Here is a 20,969-nt window from a genome sequence, read left to right as displayed (position 1 = left end):
GGTTACAGCCGGATTGGCATCACCACGTACAGGGCGTCACTGTCCGCCACATCTTCAATCAGCGTACTGGCGGTGGCATCGGACATCGAAATCCGGACCTGATCGCACTTCAGGGTATTGAGTACATCCAGGATATAACTGACGTTGAAGCCAATCTCCAGTTCGCCGCCCTGGTAATTCACATCCAGCACTTCTTCCGCTTCTTCCTGTTCCGGGTTGTTGGCGGTGATGCGCATTTCGTTGTCCGCCAGATTCACCCGTACGCCGCGGAATTTCTCGTTCGACAAAATGGCCGCCCGCGAAAACGCCTGACGCAGTTCATCACAGCCCGCCTGCAGGATCTTGCTGCTGTTTTGCGGCAATACCCGGCGATAGTCCGGAAAACGGCCATCCACCAGCTTGGAAGTGAAAATGAAATTGTTGACCACGGCACGCAGGTTCGACTCACCGATCTGAAGCACGACTTCAGCATCCGGACTGTCGAGCAAACGCACGAGCTCCATCACCCCTTTACGCGGCAGGATGATCTGTTTACCTGGCAGCTCGCCTTCGGTATCGACGGTGCACACCGCCATCCGGTGACCGTCGGTCGCCACGGAGCGCAGCTGTTTCCCGTCGGTTTCCAGCAGCATGCCGTTCAGATAGTAACGGACATCCTGATGAGCCATTGAGAACTGGGTACTTTCGATCAGCTGACGGACCTGACCCTGAGCCAGATGCAGTTCCACTTCACTCTGCCAGTCTTCAATATTCGGGAAATCATTGGCCGGCAAGGTGGTCAGTGAGTAACGGCTCCGGCCGGAACGCAGCAGCAGCCGGTCGCCCTGCAGCTCAATCTTCAGCTGAGCGCTGTCAGGCAGGCCGCGGCAGATATCCAGAAACTTCCGGGCCGGCACGGTCACTGCACCGGGTTCCCACTCACCATCCAGCGCCAGTTTCGCCACCAGCTCCACTTCCAGATCGGTGGCCGTCAGGGACAGGCTGCCGGCTTCAACCTTCAGCAGCAGGTTACCGAGAATCGGCAGCGACGGACGGCCGCCCAGTGCCCCGTTGACCTGTTGCAGCGGTTTAATGAGATGTTCACGTTCAACGGTAAATTTCATATTACGACGACAGTGTCCTGATCAGGTTGGAGTAATCTTCTTTAATATCGTGGCTTTCTTCACGCAGCTGCTCAATTTTCCGGCAGGCGTGCAGCACTGTAGTATGGTCGCGGCCACCAAAAGCATCGCCGATTTCCGGCAGACTGTGGTTGGTCAGCTCCTTGGCCAGTGCCATCGCCATCTGGCGCGGACGGGCAACGGAACGTGACCGGCGCTTGGACAGCATATCCGCCATCTTGATTTTGTAGTACTCAGCCACGGTCTTCTGAATGTTATCAATCGTCACCAGCTTTTCCTGCAGCGCCAGCAGATCTCGCAGCGCTTCGCGGACAAAGTCGATGGTGATCGCCCGACCGGTAAAGTTCGCGTTGGCAATCACCCGGTTCAGCGCCCCTTCCAGCTCCCGCACATTCGAGCGCAGACGCTTGGCAATAAAGAAGGCCACTTCGTCAGCCAGACGAATATGGTGGTCCTCGGCTTTTTTCATCAGGATCGCCACCCGGGTTTCAAGTTCGGGCGGTTCAATCGCAACCGTCAGACCCCAGCCAAACCGGGATTTGAGGCGGTCTTCCACCCCGCTGATTTCCCTCGGGTAGCGGTCGGAGGTCAGAATAATTTGCTGGTTGCCTTCCAGCAGCGCATTGAAAGTATGGAAGAACTCTTCCTGTGAACGCTCTTTATTGGCAAAAAACTGAATATCATCGATCAGCAGCGCATCGACACTGCGGTAGTAGCGTTTGAACTCTTCAATCGCGTTGTTCTGGAGCGCTTTAACCATGTCCTGCACAAACCGCTCGGAGTGCATGTACACCACTTTGGCGTTCGGCTTACGGTCTGCAATCGCATTGCCCACCGCATGCAGCAAGTGCGTTTTACCCAGACCCGTTCCGCCGTATAAGAAGAGCGGGTTGTAAGCAGCGCCCGGGTTATCCGCAACCTGACGACAAGCCGCCAGACCCAGCTGGTTCGACTTACCTTCAACGAAGTTGTTGAAGTTGTGCTTCGGATTCACATTCGAGCGGTAGCCTTTGGCAGACTCCGGCTGCACCGGAGAAGGTGCCGGTTCCCAGGTCGGTGACGGCGGATCGATTCTGTCGTCTGCAGCCACCGCGGCCACGGCAGCGGTGGGTTGGGGAGGCGGCACTGTCACCGGCTTACTCCCGACTTCAAATCGCAGCATCGGGGCATCCGCCCCGCAGAATTCATTCAGCAGACGATTGATACTGTTGAGGTACTTGTCCCGCACCCAGTCCAGTACAAAACGGTTAGGGGCGAACAAGGTCAAGGTGTTGTCGTTTAACTCGGCCTGTAGCGGACGAACCCACATGCTGAATTCCGTGGCAGGGAGTTCTTCCTGAAGGCGTTGAAGGCACTGCAGCCAAAGCGAAGATGACAAGTTCGACTCCACACTGAATAACCAAAAAACGAAAAGGGACGCAATTTTATACCTGCTGGCCGCGGATCTCCAGCAAAGAGATCCCAGATCCAGTGAATAAGATCTAAGTTATTCACACGGATCCCACAATGATGGCTCAGATCACCACAGTTTAGCCTACCCTTACCCACAGTTGTTTACACATTGTGCAGGATCCTGGGGATGGACGGCACAATCTTTTCTCAACGCCCCAAAAAACTGACTCTATAGTTATTAGAAATAACTTTTGGTTATTTAAGTATTGTTCTTATTGACAAGTAGGATGATAAAAACCGCCCTACAAAAACAACATCATCTTAGGAGTAGACAGATGAAAAACTGGGTAAAAGCTTCCTTTACCGCACTGGCTCTGGGCCTGACCGTCAGCCAGACAGCATTTGCCGCTACCGACGTGAAAGTTGGCATGTCTGGCCGCTACTTCCCGTTCACTTTCGTGAAACAGGACCAGCTGCAGGGTTTCGAGGTCGATGTCTGGAATGAAATCGGTAAACGTAATGATTATAAAGTGGAATTCGTGACGGCGAACTTCTCCGGGCTGTTCGGCCTGCTGGAAACCGGCCGCATCGATACCATCTCGAACCAGATCACCATCACCGACGAACGTAAAGCCAAATACCTGTTCAGCGACCCTTATGTGATTGACGGCGCGCAGCTGGTGGTCCGTAAAGGAAACGACAGCATTCAAGGCACGGACGATCTGAGCGGTAAAACCGTCGGCGTGAACCTGGGCTCCAACTACGAGCAGCTGCTGCGTGGCCTGGACAATGCAGAGCAGATCAACATCAAAACCTATGAAACCGGCATCGAGCACGACGTTGCGCTGGGCCGTACCGACGCCTTCGTGATGGATCGCCTGTCTTCTGTTGAGCTGATCAAAAAAGCTGGTCTGCCGCTGCAACTGGCCGGCTCGACCTTTGAGCGCATTGAGAATGCCTGGCCGTTCCTGAACAACGACAGAGGCCAGAAGCTGCGTGATGAGGTCAACAAAGCCCTGAACGCCATGCGCGAAGACGGCACACTGACCGAAATCTCACAAAAATGGTTCGATGCTGACATTACCCGCTAATGGGCCGGAATGAATCCTGTCATTTCAGGTCACCATCCTTATACTAATAAGTAATATCAAGACTCACCCTTGTGGTGGGTCTTGTCACTTTTATTCTTTAACTCCACGGAACACGCATCCATATGGGCTTCGATTTTGATTACATGCTGTCGCTCATGCCGATTCTGCTCAAATACCTGGGCACAACCATGGGCATGGCGGTCTGGGGACTGGTCTTTGCACTGGTGATCGCGGTAACGCTGGCTTTGGTGCGGGTTTACCGTCTACCGGTGCTGGATCAGATCAGCCAGGTTTACATCAGCTTCTTCCGCGGCACCCCGCTGCTGGTTCAGCTCTTTCTGCTGTACTACGGCCTGCCTCAGGTCTTTCCGGCTCTGGTCGGGCTGGACGCCTTCAGTGCCGCCGTCATCGGCCTGAGTCTGCACTTTGCCGCCTACATGGCCGAAAGTATCCGGGCTGCCATTATCGGCGTCGACAACAGCCAGCGTGAAGCCAGTCTGTCGATCGGGATGACGGAAATGCAGGCCATGCGCCGCATCATCCTGCCGCAGGCGACTCGCGTCGCGCTGCCGTCCCTGATGAACTACTTTATCGACATGATCAAATCCACCTCACTGGCGTTTACCCTGGGTGTGGCCGAAATCATGGCCAAAGCGCAGATGGAAGCGTCTTCCAGCTTCAAGTTCTTCGAAGCCTTCCTGGCCGTCGCCCTGATTTACTGGGGCATTGTGGTGGTACTGACCCGGATTCAGAACTGGGCGGAAGTGAAACTTAACAGGGCGTATGTACGATGATTCAGCTGCATAACTTCAGCAAACGCTTCGGTGACAATACCATTTTCTCCGGTATTGACCTTCAGATTGACCAGGGTGAGATTGTGGTGATCATCGGCCCGTCCGGCACCGGCAAGTCCACCCTGCTGCGCTGCATTAATTTCCTGGAAACCGCGAACAGCGGCCATCTGACCATTGACAAGATCCACGTGGATACACCGGTGGCCACTCCCAAAGAGATCCTGTCAATTCGGCGCAAAACCGGCTTCGTCTTTCAGAACTACGCCCTGTTTGCCCATATGACGGCCCGTCAGAACATTGCCGAGGGCCTGATCACCGTGAAAGGGTGGAAAAAGCAAGCCGCCTACGACAGAGCCCAGCAAATCCTCGACGATATCGGGCTGGGCGACAAAGGCGACAGCTACCCGGCCGCCCTGTCCGGCGGTCAGCAACAGCGGGTCGGTATCGGCCGCGCGATGGCGCTGGAAGCCGAACTGCTGCTGTTTGATGAGCCGACGTCTGCACTGGATCCGGAATGGGTCGGTGAAGTGCTGAACCTGATGAAAATGCTGGCAACCCGCAACCAGACCATGCTGGTGGTCACGCATGAAATGCAGTTTGCCCGCGAAGTGGCCGATCGGGTGATCTTTATGGCCGACGGCGAGTTCGTGGAACAGGGATCTCCGCAGGAGATCTTCAGCAACGCCAAAGATCCGCGGTTGCAAAAATTCCTGCGTCAGGTGGGGATCCGCTAAGGATCCTTGCACTCAGCAAAACAAAACGTATAATTCAGCGCCCGGGTTTCTCGGACGAAAACGGCGCAAAAACCATCGCCGGAAAGAGGGGAATGATTGACTCGAAGCGGGTCAGTGATTACAATTCCGCCTCTTTGTGGACGTAATGGGTTTCTTTTTGAGCCCTGCCGGGTAACCGGAAACACAAAAACTTAAAACTGATCAGTAATTTTAAGGTAAAACCATGAAACGCACTTTTCAACCTTCAGTTCTAAAGCGCAAGCGTACTCACGGCTTCCGTGCTCGCATGGCAACTAAGAACGGTCGCGCTGTAATCAATGCACGTCGCGCCAAAGGCCGTAAGCGTCTGTCTAAGTAATCATTGCGATTATTTTGAATAAGTTCGCTTTTTCTCGGGAGTTACGTCTGTTAACTCCCGAAGATTATAAACATGTCTTCCAGCAAGCTCACAGTGCTGGCTCCCCTCACTTAACCATTCTGGCCCGCAATAACGACCTGAACCAACCACGGCTCGGTCTGGCAGTCCCTAAAAAACAAATCAAAACCGCAGTCGGCCGCAATCGCTTTAAACGCCTGGTTCGGGAACGTTTCCGTCTCAAGCAACACGATCTGCCTGCGAAAGATTTTGTCGTGATCGCCAAAAAAAGTGCCAGTGAAATGAGCAACGCCGACCTGTGTAAACTGCTGGATAAGCTATGGCATCGCCTGTCTCGCCCATCGCGTGGCTAGTCGTCGGACTAGTCCGCTTTTACCAACTGGCAATCAGCCCGCTGATCGGGCCACGTTGTCGTTTCACCCCCACCTGCTCTCAATACGCGATCGAAGCGGTAAAAACCCATGGAGCAATAAAAGGTTGTTGGTTCGCGGCGAAACGTCTATTAAGATGTCACCCTTTGAACAACGGTGGCTATGACCCCGTTCCGCCAACCCAGGATAACGACAGAGAACATTAACGATGGATTCCCAACGCAATATTCTGTTAATTGCCCTGCTGTTTGTGTCTTTCCTGCTGTTCCAGCAGTGGAATGCAGACAACAGCCCGCAACCTCAGAACCAGACAGCTGCGCAAAGCGCGACGACCCAGGGCGATGTGCCGTCACATTCCGGTGACAGCGCGACGATTCCGGGGCCAAGCAGTTCCGACAAGCTGATCCACATCCGCACCGATGTGCTGGATCTGACTGTTGATACCCTGGGTGGTGATATTATTGAAGCCAAACTGCTGGCTTACGACAATGAGCTGGATTCCAGCGATCCGTTCGTGCTGCTGAAAAACGAGCCCGCACATCAGTTTATTGCTCAGTCCGGCCTGATTGGTGCCAATGGCATCGACTCAACTGCCGGCCGTGCCCAGCTGAACGCAGAAGCCAAAGATTACGTACTGGCCGATGGCCAGGATGAATTGCGCGTTCCGCTGACTTACAGCAAAGACGGCATTGAATATATCAAGACGTTCACGCTGCACCGTGACAGCTATGCGCTGGAAGTGTCTTATACCATCAACAACAAGTCTGAAAAGCCGGCCACTGTACAAATGTACGCCCAGCTGAAACAGACTCTGATGGATGACGGCGGCAGCCTGACCATGCCGACCTACCGTGGCGGCGCCTACTCTGCTGACGATGAGAAGTACAAAAAGTACAGCTTTGACGACATGGCAGACAAGAACCTGAACCTGTCCATGTATCAAGGCTGGGCTGCGATGATGCAGCACTACTTCGTCTCTGCCTGGATTCCAACACCGATTGCCGTCCCTGCAGATAAGAGTGTGCAAACACCAAGCCATAACCTGTTCTCCCGTACCAGCCAGGGCCAGGGCTACATTGGCGTGCGTATGCCAACTGAAATCGTAGCACCAGGCAGCGGCCTGACCACCTCAGCAAAACTGTGGGTAGGTCCGAAACTGCAGGACAAGATGGAAGCAACGGCCGACAACCTGAACCTGACCGCTGACTACGGCTGGCTGTGGTTCATCGCCAGCCCGCTGCATAAGTTCCTGTCCTGGATCCAAAGCTTTGTCGGGAACTGGGGTATCGCGATCATCATCCTGACGATCATTGTGCGTGGCGGCCTGTATCCGTTTACCAAAGCGCAGTATACCTCCATGGCGAAGATGCGCATGCTGCAGCCAAAACTGCAGGCAATGCGTGAGCGTTTCGGCGATGACCGTCAGCGCATGAGCCAGGAAATGATGGAGCTGTACAAGAAAGAGAAAGTGAACCCGCTGGGTGGCTGTCTGCCGCTGCTGCTGCAGATGCCGATTTTCATTGCTCTGTACTGGGCTCTGATGGAATCGGTCGAACTGCGTCACGCACCTTTCTTCGGCTGGATCCACGACCTGTCGGCACAAGACCCGTACTATGTACTGCCGATTCTGATGGGTGTGACCATGTTCCTGATCCAGAAGATGAGCCCAAGCACAGTGACCGACCCGATGCAGCAGAAGATCATGACTTTCATGCCTGTGCTGTTCACCGGTTTCTTCCTGTTCTTCCCATCCGGTCTGGTCCTGTACTGGCTGGTGTCGAACATCGTGACGCTGACTCAGCAGTCCATCATCTTCAAGCAACTGGAGAAGAAAGGCCTGCACAGCAAGTAAGCCTGATCTCACAAGAAGATGACAAGGCGGCCGGAAATGGCCGCCTTTTTGTTTCCTGCGCCATCGCCGGCTCCCGGAGTTGGCTATCCTGTAAACACTGATTACAATGGCGCCCACGCCAAATTACGAAGCAATCATGATGACACAGACTACGGACACTATTGTTGCTCAGGCCACACCTCCCGGTCGTGGCGGAGTCGGCATTATCCGCGTTTCCGGTCCGCTGGCCGGCCAGGTGGCCGAAGCCGTCACCGGACGCACGCTCAAACCACGCTACGCAGAATACCTGCCTTTCCGGGCAGAAGACGGCACGGCACTCGATCAGGGGATTGCCCTGTTCTTCCCGAACCCGAACTCCTTCACCGGCGAAGACGTTCTGGAACTGCAGGGCCATGGCGGTCCGGTTCTGATGGACATGCTGATCAAACGCATCCTGCAAATCGAGGGCGTGCGCCCGGCCCGCCCGGGCGAATTCTCCGAGCGTGCCTTCATGAATGACAAACTGGATCTGGCCCAGGCCGAAGCCATTGCCGATCTGATTGATGCCAGCAGTGAGGAAGCGGCCAAGAGTGCCTTCCAGTCGCTGCAGGGCGCCTTCTCCAACCGGGTCAACGCCTTGGTGGAAGCTCTGATTCACCTGCGTATCTACGTTGAGGCCGCGATTGATTTTCCGGAAGAAGAAATCGACTTTCTCAGTGACGGTAAGGTCAGCACCGATCTGGATACCGTGATTGCACAGCTCAATGCCGTACGCCGCGAGGCCAATCAGGGCGCCATCATGCGTGAAGGCATGAAAGTGGTGATTGCCGGTCGTCCGAACGCCGGTAAATCCAGCCTGCTCAATGCCCTGTCTGGCAAAGACAGTGCCATCGTGACCGACATTGCCGGGACCACCCGCGACGTGCTGCGTGAACATATCCATATTGATGGCATGCCGCTGCATATCATTGATACCGCCGGTCTGCGCGATGCCAGTGACGAAGTGGAACGGATTGGTATCGAGCGTGCCTGGGATGAAATCCGTCAGGCTGACCGCGTGCTCTTCATGGTTGATGCCACCACCACAGACGCCACCGATCCGGCAGACATCTGGCCGGACTTTATCGAACGCCTGCCGGACGGGATGGGACTGACCGTCATCCGGAACAAAGCGGAGCTGACCGGAGAAACGACCGGGATCTGCCATATCAGCCAGCCAACCCTGATCCGCCTGTCGGCGCGAACCGGTGACGGCGTCGATGCCCTGCGCGACCACCTCAAGTCCTGTATGGGCTTTTCCGGCACCACAGAAGGCGGGTTCATGGCCCGCCGCCGCCATCTGGATGCGCTGGAGCGTGCAGCCACACACCTCGACACAGGCAAGGCGCAGCTGGAAGGCTACATGGCCGGTGAAATCCTGGCCGAAGAGCTGCGTCTGGCCCAGCAGCACCTGAGCGAAATCACCGGGGAATTCACCTCGGACGATCTGCTGGGACGCATCTTTACGTCGTTCTGTATCGGGAAGTAACTCTGCACCGATACCGGCAACTGATCACAAAGCCCCGCCATTCCGGCGGGGCTTTGACTTTTCCGCTTTACAACACGGAAACCGAGACAGCAATGTCACCGTGATCGGTCCGGAAGACCTCGGCTTCACTGCACATACCATCCGTCTCAGGGGCAACGACCAGCTCCCGGGCCAGCGTTTCCTGCATCAGATATTCCTGATGCTGTGTGACCCAGCCCGCCAGCGCCGCCGGCGCCTGCAGCTCAATCCGGATCCGGTCGCTGACCCGGAAGCCGCTGTCTTTGCGCAACTTCTGGATCCGGCTGATCACCTCCCGGACCGCTCCTTCCCCGATCAGTGCATCAGACAATTGAGGATCCACATCCAGTGAAATAAACCGGTTCGACACGGCATGGGTCCCTTCTTTCGCCTGACGGTAGAGGACAATCTCTTCATCACTGAAGACCTGTCCGTCCAGCTCCAGCTCTCCCGACTCCTGCAATGTCGTCAATTGCGCCTCGGTCAGGGTATGGATCAACCCGGTGTAGTGCTTCATCTGCGTGCCCAGCTTACGGCCCAGCAGGGCAAAGTTCGGTTTGGCATAAAAATCGATGTAATCCGCCTCGAGCTCGCTGAAGTGAACCGTTTTCACATTCAGCTCAGCCCGGATATAGTCTGACAACCGGGCCACATCCGCCAGCACGGCCGGATCGCGATGAAGCACGGTGATCCGGCTGAGCGGCGTCTTGATTTTGATTTTCAGATCGTTCCGCTTCTGCCGCCCCATCGTCACCAGATGCTGGAAGCGCTCGACCGAAGCTTCCAGCGCCGATTGCTGTATCGCAGGCTGTGCTTCAGGGTACGGACACAGATGTACCGATTCCGGCACGCTCCCGGGCTGACGGAATGCCAGCAGTCCCTGATAGAGATGTTCTGACAGGAAAGGCGCAAACGGCGCCATCAGGGTGCCGAAGGTCTCCAGGCAATGGAACAGGGTCTGGAAAGCCCGGGATTTATCCCCGCTCATCCCATCCTGCCAGAAGCGGGCCCGGTTCAGACGGATATACCAGTTGGTCAGTTGCTCAATAAAATCAAACAGCGCCGGAACCACCTGATAAAGCCGGTACTGCTGCATCTCATCGTTCACCCGCCGGGTCAGGGTCTGAAGGCGGGACAGGATCCACTGATCCAGGATATTATCGCTTGGCATCTGCGCCGGTGAAAACTGCCACTGATCCAGTGCCGCATAGGTCGCAAAGAACTTGTAGCCGTTGTACCAGGGCAGCAGGACCCGGCGGACCATTTCCTGCACTCCACTGTCGGCAAAGCGCTGTTCTTCCGCCTTGACCAGTCCGGAATTGATCAGATACAGCCGCAGGGCGTCAGCGCCGTACTGCTCCATCAGCACATCCGGCGCGGTATAGTTCTTCAGACGCTTGGACATTTTCTTCCCGTCTTCAGCCATCACGATGCCGTTGACGATGACATTCCGAAACGCCGCCTGGCCGAACAGGCACTGACTCAGAACCTGCAGGGTATAGAACCAGCCCCGGGTCTGATCCACCCCTTCGGCAATAAACGCCGCAGGAAAATTCTTTTCAAACTGATCTTTGTTCTCAAACGGATAATGCACCTGGGCATAAGGCATGGCGCCGGACTCAAACCAGCAGTCGAACACTTCCGCGATGCGGCGGTAGACTCCGGCTTCGCCCGGCAGGGTAAAGGTCAGGTCGTCCACATGGTCACGGTGCAGATCCTCGACCGTCACCCCGGTATAACGGGCCAGCTCCTCACGCGAGCCGAGGCACAGCTGGCTGCCAGTGGTGTCGTTGATCCAGATCGGCAGCGGCGTACCCCAGTAGCGGTTGCGGGACACAGCCCAGTCTTTGGCGCCTGCCAGCCATTTGCCCATCCGCCCTTCCTGCAGATGATCCGGCACCCAGTTCACCTGCCGGTTATTCGCCACCAGTGCGTCACGCATCGATTCGACCCGGATATACCAGGACGGTACAGTGCGGTAGATGATCGGGGTATCCGAGCGCGGACAGAAAGGGTAGCTGTGCAAAAGGGTCTCCTGCCGGTACAGCAGCCCCTGCGCTTTGAGAGCCTGAATGATCGCCTTGTCAGCGTCTTTGACGTACATCCCCTGATAGTCCGGTACTTCAGCGGTAAAGCGTCCGCGGCCGTCCAGCGGACAGGGCGCCACCTGAATGCCATGCGCTCTGGCGACCCGCTGATCATCTTCCCCGAAGGCCGGCGCCATATGCACAATCCCGGTCCCGTTATCCGTCGAGACAAAGTCATCCGCCAGCACCCGGAACGCGCCGTCAGCCGCATGTCCGGCAAAACAGTCAAAGACCGGCCGGTAACGCTTCCCTGCCAGTTCAGCCCCGGACCGGGTTTCCAGTACCGCCACATCCCGTCCTTTACAGACGGCCGCCAACCGGGATTCTGCCAGCCACACATCGCCCCCGAGCACGTCATCATGCACTTTGACATAGGAAATATCCGGGCCGACACACAGGGCCAGATTCGCAGGCAACGTCCAAGGGGTCGTGGTCCACGCAGCCAGATACCCGTCCTCATCCGCTAATTTGAAAAGCACGGTGATGGCCGGATCCTGAACGTCTTTGTAGTTAGAAGTTGCCTCAAAGTTCGACAGGACGGTCTCCAGCTCAGTTGAGTAAGCAACCACTTTCTCGCCCTGATAGACCAGTCCCTTGTCCCACAACTGCCGGAACACCCACCACACCGACTCCATATACCAGGGCTCCATGGTGCGGTAGTCGTTGTCAAAATCAACCCAGCGCCCCAAGCGTGAAATGGTCTTCTCCCATTCCCGGGTATAACGCTGCACAATGCCGCGGCACTCATCGTTGTAACGGGCAATCCCCAACTGCTCAACCGCTTCCTTGGCTGACATCCCCAGCGTTTTATCGATCTCATGCTCGATCGGCAAGCCATGGCAATCCCAGCCGAAACGGCGCTGCACAAAATGACCTTTCATCGTGAAATAACGCGGAATGACATCTTTGATCGTCGAAGCCACCAAATGGCCGTGGTGCGGCAGGCCGGTTGCAAACGGAGGGCCGTCGTAAAACACGTATTCCGGCTGGTGGGCCGACTGTGCCAGCGACTGCCGGAAGATCTGCCGGTCCTGCCAGAATCCGAGCACGGCATGCTCGGCCTCGACAAAGGAAAAAACGGATGATGCAGACGCGTCAGATAGCTGATCGGTCTGGGACGGGGTTTCTTTTGAACTCATAGCTGCCTCTCTGCGACTGAGGCCCGGGAAGCAGTGATCAAAAAACCCGCCTCCAGGGCGGGTTTGACGTTATTCAAGCACAAGCGAACCCACCACTCCTAAGGAATGATGATAATAATTCGCTGTGGGTTCAATAAGGTCTTCATGCATTCAACTTAAGCCGCAGACCGACACCTGTCAACACGATATGCAATTCAGGCCTCATATAACACTCCGGATCACCGTCTGCGGGATCAGACAGTCCATTCCCCGCAAATACGGACATCACGTCGATCGGACACGCGAGCATGATCTGCCGGAAACTGTAAAAGCAGGGAAGAACCTTGGGACCCCCTGTGAACAAATAAAATAACCAATTGAATTAAAATGATTTTATTTCATCCAGTTCAGACGGGACTATACGCAGCCCAGGGTCGCGCCCGGATCGACCCCGGTCCCATCCCTCTGACACCACGCCTAATCACTGCCCGGAGCTCTCCCGCACAGCCTGCCGTCGCGCATTACAGGGGTTTCCTTCCCGGGTGTTCCGAGTACAATCCGGACATTTAAGATAACATTTACACAAAGAGGACACGATGGCTGCAATTACCCTGATCACCGGCAGCACCTTAGGAGGTGCGGAATACGTCGCCGATCACCTGGCTGATCTGCTTTCCGAAGCTGGCCATACCACGACGATTATCAATCAGGCCGATCTGTCAGCATTGGATCCGGACCAGATCTGGCTGCTGATCTGTTCCACCCACGGCGCCGGTGAATTTCCGGACAACATCCAGCCTTTTGTCAGCCAGCTCCAGACCCAGCAACCGGACTTAACTCCGCTGCGTTATGGTCTTGTCGCGATCGGAGACAGCAGCTATGACACTTTCTGTCAGGCTGGTAAAGATCTTGACCACCTACTGGCCGGACAGGGAGCCAAACGCCTGGGCGAACGGCTGGAAATCGATGTTTCACAGGATCCGGTGCCGGAAGACCCGGCTGAAATCTGGCTGAACAGCTGGCAAAATCTCCTGTAATCCCCATCAGACTGGCGGAAATTATTCCCATAACCGCCAGTTTTTCACGATTCGGCTGTGGATAAGTATAGTTCTAAACGGTGATCAACCCTTTGTTATCCAATGAACAAGATCATCACGCCGATACCCTTGTTGATAAGTAGCGATTTAGATCCCAGGGTTTCCCAACGAAGATCCCGCTTCCCTCACAAGTAATGATCCTTCCTAACTCCATGATCATCAGGATCAAAAATCACTTATCCACACGATCCGGCGATCCTAATAGTAGATCCAATAAAAGATCTCTTTAAAAGATCTTATATATATTTAGGATCAAATCCCCTGATCATTTGATCGTCAAGAGTGATTCTTTCTTGCCTTGAAACGCGGTAGAATATCCCCCCTTTGCTCCAAGCAAATTGACTGGCTAATTGATCACCTGAGGTAGTTTCATGTTTTACCAGGAAAATTTTGATGTCATCGTGGTAGGTGGCGGTCATGCCGGAACGGAAGCCGCGCTGGCAGCAGCACGTATGGGTCAGAAAACCCTGCTGTTGACCCATAATATCGATACGCTGGGACAAATGTCTTGTAACCCGGCGATTGGCGGGATCGGAAAAGGTCACCTGGTAAAAGAAGTGGACGCTCTGGGTGGCATCATGGCCCGCGCGATAGATAAGGGCGGCATTCAGTTCCGGACCCTGAACTCATCGAAAGGCCCGGCAGTCCGAGCCACCCGTGCCCAGGCTGACCGTGCGCTTTATAAAGCCGCTGTGCGTGAAGCGCTGGAAAACCAGCCGAACCTGATGCTGTTCCAGCAGGCGGTCAATGATCTGATTGTTGAGAACGACCGGGCTGTCGGCGTTGTGACTGAAATGGGACTCAAGTTCCGCGCACGTGCCGTGGTCCTGACCGTGGGGACTTTCCTGGGGGGCAAGATCCATATCGGTCTGGAAAATTACAGCGGCGGCCGCGCCGGTGATCCACCGTCGATCGCACTGGCGGAGCGTCTGCGTGCCCTGCCTTTCCGGGTTGATCGTCTGAAAACCGGTACACCACCGCGCATTGACGCCCGTACAGTGGATTTCAGCCAGTTACAGGCACAGCACGGTGACAATCCGACACCGGTGTTTTCCTTCATGGGAAAACAGACGGATCATCCGCGTCAGATCCCGTGTTTCATCACGCACACCAATGAGCAGACCCATGATGTGATCCGCAATAACTTGGATCGCAGCCCGATGTATTCCGGGGTGATCGAGGGGATCGGTCCGCGTTACTGTCCGTCGATCGAAGACAAAGTCATGCGCTTTGCCGATAAAAACAGCCATCAGATCTTCATTGAACCGGAAGGCCTGACGACCCATGAGCTGTATCCGAACGGGATTTCCACCAGCCTGCCGTTTGACGTGCAGATGCAAATCGTTCGTTCGATGAAAGGCTTTGAAAATGCCAGCATCATCCGTCCGGGTTATGCCATTGAGTACGATTTCTTTGATCCGCGTGATCTGAAACCGACGCTGGAAACCAAATTTATTGACGGTCTGTTCTTTGCCGGTCAGATCAACGGGACAACCGGCTACGAAGAAGCGGCCGCACAGGGGCTGCTGGCCGGGATGAACGCCGCACTGCAGTCGCAGGACAAAGACGGCTGGAGCCCGCGTCGTGATCAGGCCTATCTGGGCGTACTGATCGACGACCTGTCAACCATGGGCACCAAAGAACCGTACCGCATGTTTACCTCCCGTGCCGAGTACCGCCTGCTGCTGCGCGAAGACAATGCCGATATCCGTCTGACCGAACTCGGTCGTCAGTTGGGTCTGGTCGATGACGCACGCTGGGCACGCTTCAATGAAAAAATGAATCATATGGAGCAGGAACGTCAGCGTCTGAAAGAGATCTGGATCCATCCGGCTTCTGAGCATGCGGCGTCCGTCAATGCATTTCTGAAAACCCCGCTGGTTCGCGAAGCTAGTGGTGAAGATCTGCTGCGCCGTCCGGAAGTGACCTATGAGCAGCTGACGGCCCAGGCGCCGTTTGGCCCGGCGCATGAGGATGCCCAGGCCAGTGAGCAGGTTGAAATTCAGGTTAAATACCAGGGCTATATCGACCGCCAGAAAGAAGAGGTGGAGAAATCGCTGCGTCATGAGCAGAGCAAGCTGCCGGCTGATCTGGATTACAGTCTGGTGAAAGGCCTGTCCAATGAGGTCATTGCTAAGCTGAATGAAGCCAAACCCGCGACGATTGGCATGGCCTCCCGGATTTCCGGCGTTACGCCAGCCGCAATTTCGCTGCTGCTGGTCTACCTGAAAAAACATGGGTTGCTGAAGAAAGGTGACGCGGAGGCAGCAGCGTGAAAGAACGTCTGGCACAACTGATTTCAAAAACTGAACTCAAGGTCACAGAACAGCAACTTGAGCAGTTGGTGGGTTATGTTAGCCTGCTGCACAAGTGGAACAAAGCGTATAATCTGACGTCGGTCAGAGATCCGAACGAGATGCTGGTCAAACATATTTTGGACAGTATCGTCGTCAGCCCTTATCTGGTGCAGGGATCCCGGTTTATCGATGTCGGAACCGGCCCGGGTTTACCCGGGATTCCGCTGGCCATTATGCACCCGGACAAGCAGTTTACCCTGCTTGACAGTCTGGGGAAGCGGATCCGGTTTATCCGTCAGGTTGTGCATGAGCTGGGACTCGGCAATGTCACGCCGGTCCAGAGCCGTGTTGAAGAATTTATCCCGGAACAGGGCTTCGATGCTGTCCTGAGCCGGGCTTTTGCGTCGATGTCTGACATGGTTCACTGGTGCCGTCATCTGCCTTCGGCTGAAGGCCGGTTTATGGCACTGAAGGGCCAGGTTACGGAAGAGGAGCTGGCAGAACTACCGTCATGGTGTTCTGTGAGTGAGGTCAAATCTTTGCATGTCCCCGACTTGGAGGGGGCGCGTCATTTAGTACTCTTGACGGCAAAGGAATGAATGAACGAGGGTGATTCGTGGGAAAAGTCATAGCTGTTGCCAACCAAAAGGGCGGCGTGGGTAAAACCACGACCTGTGTCAACCTGGCTGCGTCCCTGGCCGCAACCCAGCGCAAGGTGCTGGTGATTGATTTGGACCCGCAGGGTAATGCCACCATGGCCAGCGGTGTCGACAAGTATCAGGTTGACGCGACCGCATATGAACTTCTGGTCGAAGAAACCCCGTTCTCTGATGTGGTGATCACTGAAAATGCCGGTGGTTACCACCTGGTGGCGGCCAACGGCGACGTGACCGCTGCCGAAATCAAACTCATGGAAGTCTTTGCCCGTGAAGTCCGGCTGCGCACGGCCCTTGAACCGGTTCGTGAACACTATGATTTTATATTCATTGACTGTCCGCCTTCCCTCAACCTGCTGACCATCAACGCAATGACAGCAGCGGACTCGGTTCTGGTACCAATGCAGTGCGAATATTTTGCACTGGAAGGCCTGACAGCCCTGATGGACACCATCAGTAAGCTGGCTGCCGTGGTCAATGCCGATCTTAAGATAGAAGGCTTGCTTCGCACCATGTATGATCCGCGCAACCGACTGGCGAACGAAGTGTCCCAGCAGTTGAAAAAGCATTTTGGTGATAAGGTGTACCGCACCGTGATCCCACGTAACGTACGTCTGGCCGAAGCCCCGAGTCATGGTTGCCCGGCCATGTACTACGATAAAACCTCCAGCGGTGCCAAGGCTTACCTGGCGCTGGCCGGAGAGATGATTCGTCGTGAGGAAACCCAGCGGGAACCGGCTCAGGTAGAGGCGTAAGCAAGCATGTCCATGAATAAACGAGGCCTGGGAAAGGGTCTTGACGCACTGCTGGCCACCAGTTCGGTGGCCCGTGAACGACAACAGGCCGCAGAGGCCGTCAGCAAGGAAGAAACGGTACCGGCCGAAGGCGCACTGCGCGAACTGCCGGTCAGTCAGCTGCAACCGGGTCAGTATCAGCCTCGTCAGGATATGTCGGCGGAAGCGCTGGCGGAACTGACTGACTCCATCCGTGCTCAGGGGGTGATCCAGCCAATCGTGGTTCGCCAGCTGGCACCTCAACAGTATGAAATCATTGCCGGCGAACGACGCTGGCGGGCATCACGTCAGGCCGGACTGCAAGTCGTTCCCTGTCTGGTGAAAAACGTGGACGACCGTGCCACCGTTGCGATTGCTCTGATTGAAAACATCCAGCGTGAAGACCTCAATGCCATTGAGGAAGCCCAGGCGCTGGAACGATTGCAGAATGAATTCTCCCTCACCCATCAGCAAATTGCCGAAGCACTCGGCAAGTCCCGTGCTGCGGTCTCCAACCTGCTGCGTCTGAACCAGCTGGAGCCTCAGGTCAAGCGGTTGCTGGCCCAGCGTCAGCTGGAAATGGGTCACGCCCGTGCATTGTTGTCTCTGGTTGCTGAGCAGCAACTGGAAGCAGCCCACACCGTCGTGGCGAAGTCTCTGACTGTCCGGGATACCGAGCGTCTGGTCAAGAAAATGCTCGCACCGGCCCCAGAGGTCGCCCCTGCCCCTGTTGATCCCCAAGTCGAAGCGATAGAAAACCGTCTGAGTGAACAATTCGGCACTCAAGTTGCGATTAATCAAAGCAAAAGCGGGAAAGGTAAAATTATAATAAATTTTGACGAGCCTCAGAAGTTAGAGCAACTGCTGGCAATGTTAAGTTCGGAAGTGTGACGAGTTTCGTACTATTTTTGCCGTAAAAGTAACCACCGCGTGATCGGGATAATGTGTTATAAAATCTAACTGTTTTTTTGCTGTGATTAGATTGCATTCAATTTATTGAACCGTATAATTTTCGCAGTTTTCCCAGCACGACGTATGTGTAGTGGAACGGACTCGAGGAATGAATACATGGTTTCGGCGCTGGTCAGACCGGGACGCCAATTGGCGAAGCGGTTGTTGTTATTACAATCTGGCGTCGTTTTGACAACGGCAATCATGGCAGTGTTTGCTGTCAATGTTGACTGGGGAATCTCTGCACTGATCGGTGGCGGCATCTTTGTGATAGCTAACGCCGTTTTTTCTGTGTGCGCTTTTCTCTTTGGCGGAGCCAGTAAGGCCCGTCTGGTGATGGCGTCTTTCTACAGCGGAGAAGTGCTGAAAATCCTCACTACAGTCATCTTGTTTTCCCTTGTCTACCTGTATGTCGAGGTGGAACTTGTTCCCCTCAAACTGACCTATTTGCTGGCTCTGGGTATTAATATCTGTGCGCCGGTTTTATTCATTAACAACAACAAATAGGATGAGTTATGGCTGCGCCAGGTGAAGCGCTTACACCATCCAGTTACATCACTCACCACCTGACTAACTTATCAACCGATAAGCTGGGCCTGGTGAGCGAGGGAAGTTTCTGGGCGGTACACATCGACAGCCTCTTCTTCTCTGTGTTGACGGGTGCAATCTTTTTAGGATTGTTCCGTCTGGCAGCGAGAAAGGCGACCTCAGGGGTGCCGGGTAAGCTGCAGTGTTTTGTGGAAATCATGGTGGAATTCGTTGACAACAGCGTCAAAGAAACCTTTCATGGCCGCAACGCGCTGATAGCTCCGCTAGCTCTGACGATCTTCTGTTGGATTTTCCTGATGAACGTCATGGACTTGGTTCCAATCGACTTTCTTCCTTATCCGGCAGAGCATTGGTTGGGTATTCCTTATCTGAAGGTAGTACCGTCGGCCGATGTTAACATCACCATGGCAATGGCGCTGGGTGTCTTTGCATTGATGATTTATTACAGCATCAAGATCAAAGGCCTGGGCGGTTTTGCCAAAGAACTGGCATTACACCCGTTCAATCACCCGGTTATGATTCCGTTCAACCTACTACTGGAAGTAGTTTCGCTGCTGGCGAAGCCTATTTCTCTGGGTATGCGTCTGTTCGGTAACATGTTCGCCGGTGAGGTGGTGTTTATCCTTATCGCGGCACTGATGCCGTGGTGGGCACAATGGCTGGGCTCGGTTCCGTGGGCAATATTCCACATCCTGGTCATTACGATTCAATCTTTCGTCTTTATGATGCTGACTATCGTGTACCTGTCTCAGGCTCACGAAGACAATCATTAATACGTAAATACATTTTTTAAGTTTTTCTTTACAGGCATTTAGGCCGACAACAATAAACTGGAGATAGTGATGGAAACTTTACTAAGCTTTTCTGCAATTGCCGTGGGCATCATTGTAGGTCTTGCTGCCCTGGGTACTGCGATCGGTTTCGCCCTGCTGGGTGGTAAGTTCCTGGAAGGCGCTGCTCGTCAACCAGAAATGGCTCCAATGCTGCAAGTTAAGATGTTCATCATTGCAGGTCTGCTGGATGCGGTTCCAATGATCGGTATCGTAATCGCTCTGCTATTCACATTCGCAAACCCATTCGTTGGACAGCTGGCTGGTTAATCCACGAACGTAACGGACCCATAGCAACCCTTTTTAGGAGATGCCGTTGTGAATATGAATGCAACCTTGCTGGGTCAGGCTATCGCGTTTTTCCTGTTTGTGGTCTTCTGCATGAAATATGTATGGCCACCAATTATGGAAGCGATTGAGGAACGTCAGAAGAAAATTGCTGACGGTTTGGCAGCTGCGGATCGCGCTGCCAAAGATCTCAACCTGGCGCAGGCAAATGCTTCTGAGCAACTGAAAGAAGCAAAACGCACTGCAACTGAACTGATTGAGCAAGCGAATAAGCGCAAAGCTCAAATCATCGAAGAGGCCAAAGCGGAAGCGACGGCTGAGCGTGAAAAAATTCTGACTCAAGGTCGTGCCGAAATTGATGCAGAACGTAATCGCGCGCGCGATGAACTACGCAAACAAGTTGCAACTCTGGCTGTGATTGGTGCTGAGAAAATCATCGAGCGTTCTATTGATAAAGACGCTCATGCTGATCTTCTTAACAAAGTCACTGCAGAACTGTAATAGAAGGGGCAAGCAACATGTCGGAAATGACTACAATCGCACGCCCCTACGCTAAAGCAGCCTTTGATTATGCGGTTGAGAAAGGTGAGTTGGCCCAATGGTCAGAAATGCTCACCTTTGCTGCAGAAGTCGCAAAAAACGAAACGATTCAGGATGTCCTGGATGGTGGTTATGCGGCGGATAAGCTGGTGGAAATCTTCATTTCCGTCTGCGGCGAGCAACTCAACGAAGCCGGCCAGAACCTGATCAAGGTAATGGCTGAAAACGGACGTCTGAAAGCACTTCCTGATGTTAGTGCTCAGTTCCTGTTCCTGAAAGACGAACTGGAAAAGACCATCGACGCCACTGTGACCTCTGCGGTTGCACTGGACGAGGGTCAACTGAGTGCGATCAGTCAAAAGCTGGAAAAGCGTCTGGCGCGTAAGGTTAAGCTGAACTGCAGTGTAGACGAGACCCTGATTGCCGGGGTTGTAATTAGAGCCGGAGACTTAGTCATCGATCAATCAGTACGCGGCAAACTGGCCCGACTGAACGATACGTTGCAGTCTTGATTTGGGGAATTGGAG

The 20,969-nt window shown here is 54.4% G+C and carries 21 protein-coding genes; 18 read left to right on the top strand and 3 right to left on the bottom strand.

All coding sequences use genetic code 11. The annotated features are described in order from the left end of the window. Nucleotides 1-2: 2 nt before the first annotated feature. Together dnaN and dnaA are read right to left on the bottom strand one after the other, a co-directional pair. Entirely contained in the window at nt 3-1,103 is a 1,101-nt protein-coding gene (dnaN, locus tag SPK40_RS20280; RefSeq protein WP_330961691.1) for a DNA polymerase III subunit beta, read from the bottom strand. Nucleotide 1,104: 1 nt separating this feature from the next. Next, on the bottom strand, nt 1,105-2,499 hold the full coding sequence (gene dnaA, locus SPK40_RS20275; protein ID WP_248144724.1) for a chromosomal replication initiator protein DnaA: 1,395 nt from the start codon (nt 2,497-2,499) through the stop codon (nt 1,105-1,107). A 349-nt stretch (nt 2,500-2,848) separates the two neighbouring features. Between dnaA and SPK40_RS20270 the strand changes: the two genes are divergently transcribed. From SPK40_RS20270 to mnmE, 8 genes are all read left to right on the top strand, one after another. After that, nucleotides 2,849-3,604, top strand: coding sequence for an amino acid ABC transporter substrate-binding protein (locus tag SPK40_RS20270; protein WP_248144725.1), 756 nt, complete (start codon nt 2,849-2,851; stop codon nt 3,602-3,604). Between the two features lie 122 nt (nt 3,605-3,726). After that, nucleotides 3,727-4,398, top strand: coding sequence for an amino acid ABC transporter permease (locus SPK40_RS20265; RefSeq protein WP_330961690.1), 672 nt, complete (start codon nt 3,727-3,729; stop codon nt 4,396-4,398). Beyond that, nucleotides 4,395-5,132 carry an amino acid ABC transporter ATP-binding protein gene (locus SPK40_RS20260; RefSeq protein ID WP_248144727.1) on the top strand — a complete coding sequence of 246 codons (738 nt, stop codon included), beginning with the start codon at nt 4,395-4,397 and terminating at the stop codon, nt 5,130-5,132. The genes SPK40_RS20265 and SPK40_RS20260 overlap by 4 nt, the downstream gene beginning before the upstream one ends. Nucleotides 5,133-5,355: 223 nt before the next feature. Further along, on the top strand, nt 5,356-5,490 hold the full coding sequence (rpmH, locus tag SPK40_RS20255; protein ID WP_081669218.1) for a 50S ribosomal protein L34: 135 nt from the start codon (nt 5,356-5,358) through the stop codon (nt 5,488-5,490). 14 nt (nt 5,491-5,504) lie between these two features. Beyond that, a complete protein-coding gene (gene rnpA / locus SPK40_RS20250; RefSeq protein WP_248144728.1) occupies nt 5,505-5,861 on the top strand; it encodes a ribonuclease P protein component in 357 nt (118 codons plus the stop codon). Next, nucleotides 5,828-6,085, top strand: a complete 258-nt coding sequence (gene yidD / locus SPK40_RS20245; RefSeq protein ID WP_248144729.1) for a membrane protein insertion efficiency factor YidD — start codon at nt 5,828-5,830, stop codon at nt 6,083-6,085. Before rnpA ends, yidD begins: the two co-directional genes overlap by 34 nt. 2 nt (nt 6,086-6,087) lie before the next feature. Continuing rightward, entirely contained in the window at nt 6,088-7,731 is a 1,644-nt protein-coding gene (gene yidC, locus SPK40_RS20240) for a membrane protein insertase YidC (protein WP_248144730.1), read from the top strand. 139 nt (nt 7,732-7,870) lie between these two features. Continuing rightward, entirely contained in the window at nt 7,871-9,238 is a 1,368-nt protein-coding gene (mnmE, locus tag SPK40_RS20235) for a tRNA uridine-5-carboxymethylaminomethyl(34) synthesis GTPase MnmE (protein WP_248144773.1), read from the top strand. A 67-nt stretch (nt 9,239-9,305) separates the two neighbouring features. Here mnmE and ileS read toward each other — a convergent pair whose 3' ends face one another. Beyond that, nucleotides 9,306-12,482, bottom strand: coding sequence for an isoleucine--tRNA ligase (gene ileS, locus SPK40_RS20230; protein WP_330961689.1), 3,177 nt, complete (start codon nt 12,480-12,482; stop codon nt 9,306-9,308). 575 nt (nt 12,483-13,057) lie between these two features. Here ileS and mioC point away from each other — a divergent pair. From mioC to atpH, 10 genes are all read left to right on the top strand, one after another. After that, entirely contained in the window at nt 13,058-13,498 is a 441-nt protein-coding gene (gene mioC, locus SPK40_RS20225; RefSeq protein WP_248144732.1) for an FMN-binding protein MioC, read from the top strand. 431 nt (nt 13,499-13,929) lie between these two features. Next, nucleotides 13,930-15,834, top strand: coding sequence for a tRNA uridine-5-carboxymethylaminomethyl(34) synthesis enzyme MnmG (mnmG, locus tag SPK40_RS20220; RefSeq protein WP_248144733.1), 1,905 nt, complete (start codon nt 13,930-13,932; stop codon nt 15,832-15,834). Then, nucleotides 15,831-16,454, top strand: coding sequence for a 16S rRNA (guanine(527)-N(7))-methyltransferase RsmG (gene rsmG / locus SPK40_RS20215; protein ID WP_330961688.1), 624 nt, complete (start codon nt 15,831-15,833; stop codon nt 16,452-16,454). Before mnmG ends, rsmG begins: the two co-directional genes overlap by 4 nt. A 17-nt stretch (nt 16,455-16,471) precedes the next feature. Then, nucleotides 16,472-17,266: a ParA family protein gene (locus SPK40_RS20210; RefSeq protein WP_248144735.1), complete on the top strand. Its 795-nt coding sequence runs from the start codon at nt 16,472-16,474 to the stop codon at nt 17,264-17,266. Between the two features lie 12 nt (nt 17,267-17,278). Further along, on the top strand, nt 17,279-18,175 hold the full coding sequence (locus SPK40_RS20205) for a ParB/RepB/Spo0J family partition protein (RefSeq protein WP_248144736.1): 897 nt from the start codon (nt 17,279-17,281) through the stop codon (nt 18,173-18,175). Nucleotides 18,176-18,352: 177 nt separating this feature from the next. Continuing rightward, nucleotides 18,353-18,742, top strand: coding sequence for a F0F1 ATP synthase subunit I (locus SPK40_RS20200; RefSeq protein ID WP_248144737.1), 390 nt, complete (start codon nt 18,353-18,355; stop codon nt 18,740-18,742). 8 nt (nt 18,743-18,750) lie between these two features. Then, nucleotides 18,751-19,557 (top strand): F0F1 ATP synthase subunit A, encoded by an 807-nt coding sequence (gene atpB / locus SPK40_RS20195; protein ID WP_036751196.1) that lies wholly within the window; start codon nt 18,751-18,753, stop codon nt 19,555-19,557. A gap of 69 nt (nt 19,558-19,626) precedes the next feature. After that, a complete protein-coding gene (gene atpE / locus SPK40_RS20190) occupies nt 19,627-19,884 on the top strand; it encodes a F0F1 ATP synthase subunit C (protein ID WP_005302247.1) in 258 nt (85 codons plus the stop codon). Between the two features lie 48 nt (nt 19,885-19,932). Next, nucleotides 19,933-20,403, top strand: a complete 471-nt coding sequence (atpF, locus tag SPK40_RS20185; RefSeq protein WP_248144738.1) for a F0F1 ATP synthase subunit B — start codon at nt 19,933-19,935, stop codon at nt 20,401-20,403. Between the two features lie 17 nt (nt 20,404-20,420). Continuing rightward, a complete protein-coding gene (gene atpH, locus SPK40_RS20180; RefSeq protein WP_248144739.1) occupies nt 20,421-20,954 on the top strand; it encodes a F0F1 ATP synthase subunit delta in 534 nt (177 codons plus the stop codon). The last annotated feature ends 15 nt before the right edge of the window (nt 20,955-20,969 follow it).

This window comes from Photobacterium sp. 53610 (genome assembly GCF_036409375.1).
Classification (GTDB): domain Bacteria; phylum Pseudomonadota; class Gammaproteobacteria; order Enterobacterales; family Vibrionaceae; genus Photobacterium.
This window is presented reverse-complemented; position numbering and strand designations above follow the sequence as displayed.

Excerpts from the sequence above, each read along its gene's own strand:
- dnaN (WP_330961691.1), bottom strand. The coding sequence starts at position 1,103 with ATGAAATTTACCGTTGAACGTGAACATCTCATTAAACCGCTGCAACAG.
- SPK40_RS20270 (WP_248144725.1), top strand. The coding sequence starts at position 2,849 with ATGAAAAACTGGGTAAAAGCTTCCTTTACCGCACTGGCTCTGGGCCTG.
- SPK40_RS20265 (WP_330961690.1), top strand. The coding sequence starts at position 3,727 with ATGGGCTTCGATTTTGATTACATGCTGTCGCTCATGCCGATTCTGCTC.
- SPK40_RS20260 (WP_248144727.1), top strand. The coding sequence starts at position 4,395 with ATGATTCAGCTGCATAACTTCAGCAAACGCTTCGGTGACAATACCATT.
- rpmH (WP_081669218.1), top strand. The coding sequence starts at position 5,356 with ATGAAACGCACTTTTCAACCTTCAGTTCTAAAGCGCAAGCGTACTCAC.
- yidD (WP_248144729.1), top strand. The coding sequence starts at position 5,828 with ATGGCATCGCCTGTCTCGCCCATCGCGTGGCTAGTCGTCGGACTAGTC.
- yidC (WP_248144730.1), top strand. The coding sequence starts at position 6,088 with ATGGATTCCCAACGCAATATTCTGTTAATTGCCCTGCTGTTTGTGTCT.
- mnmE (WP_248144773.1), top strand. The coding sequence starts at position 7,871 with ATGACACAGACTACGGACACTATTGTTGCTCAGGCCACACCTCCCGGT.
- ileS (WP_330961689.1), bottom strand. The coding sequence starts at position 12,482 with ATGAGTTCAAAAGAAACCCCGTCCCAGACCGATCAGCTATCTGACGCG.
- mioC (WP_248144732.1), top strand. The coding sequence starts at position 13,058 with ATGGCTGCAATTACCCTGATCACCGGCAGCACCTTAGGAGGTGCGGAA.
- mnmG (WP_248144733.1), top strand. The coding sequence starts at position 13,930 with ATGTTTTACCAGGAAAATTTTGATGTCATCGTGGTAGGTGGCGGTCAT.
- SPK40_RS20205 (WP_248144736.1), top strand. The coding sequence starts at position 17,279 with ATGAATAAACGAGGCCTGGGAAAGGGTCTTGACGCACTGCTGGCCACC.
- SPK40_RS20200 (WP_248144737.1), top strand. The coding sequence starts at position 18,353 with ATGGTTTCGGCGCTGGTCAGACCGGGACGCCAATTGGCGAAGCGGTTG.
- atpB (WP_036751196.1), top strand. The coding sequence starts at position 18,751 with ATGGCTGCGCCAGGTGAAGCGCTTACACCATCCAGTTACATCACTCAC.
- atpE (WP_005302247.1), top strand. The coding sequence starts at position 19,627 with ATGGAAACTTTACTAAGCTTTTCTGCAATTGCCGTGGGCATCATTGTA.
- atpH (WP_248144739.1), top strand. The coding sequence starts at position 20,421 with ATGTCGGAAATGACTACAATCGCACGCCCCTACGCTAAAGCAGCCTTT.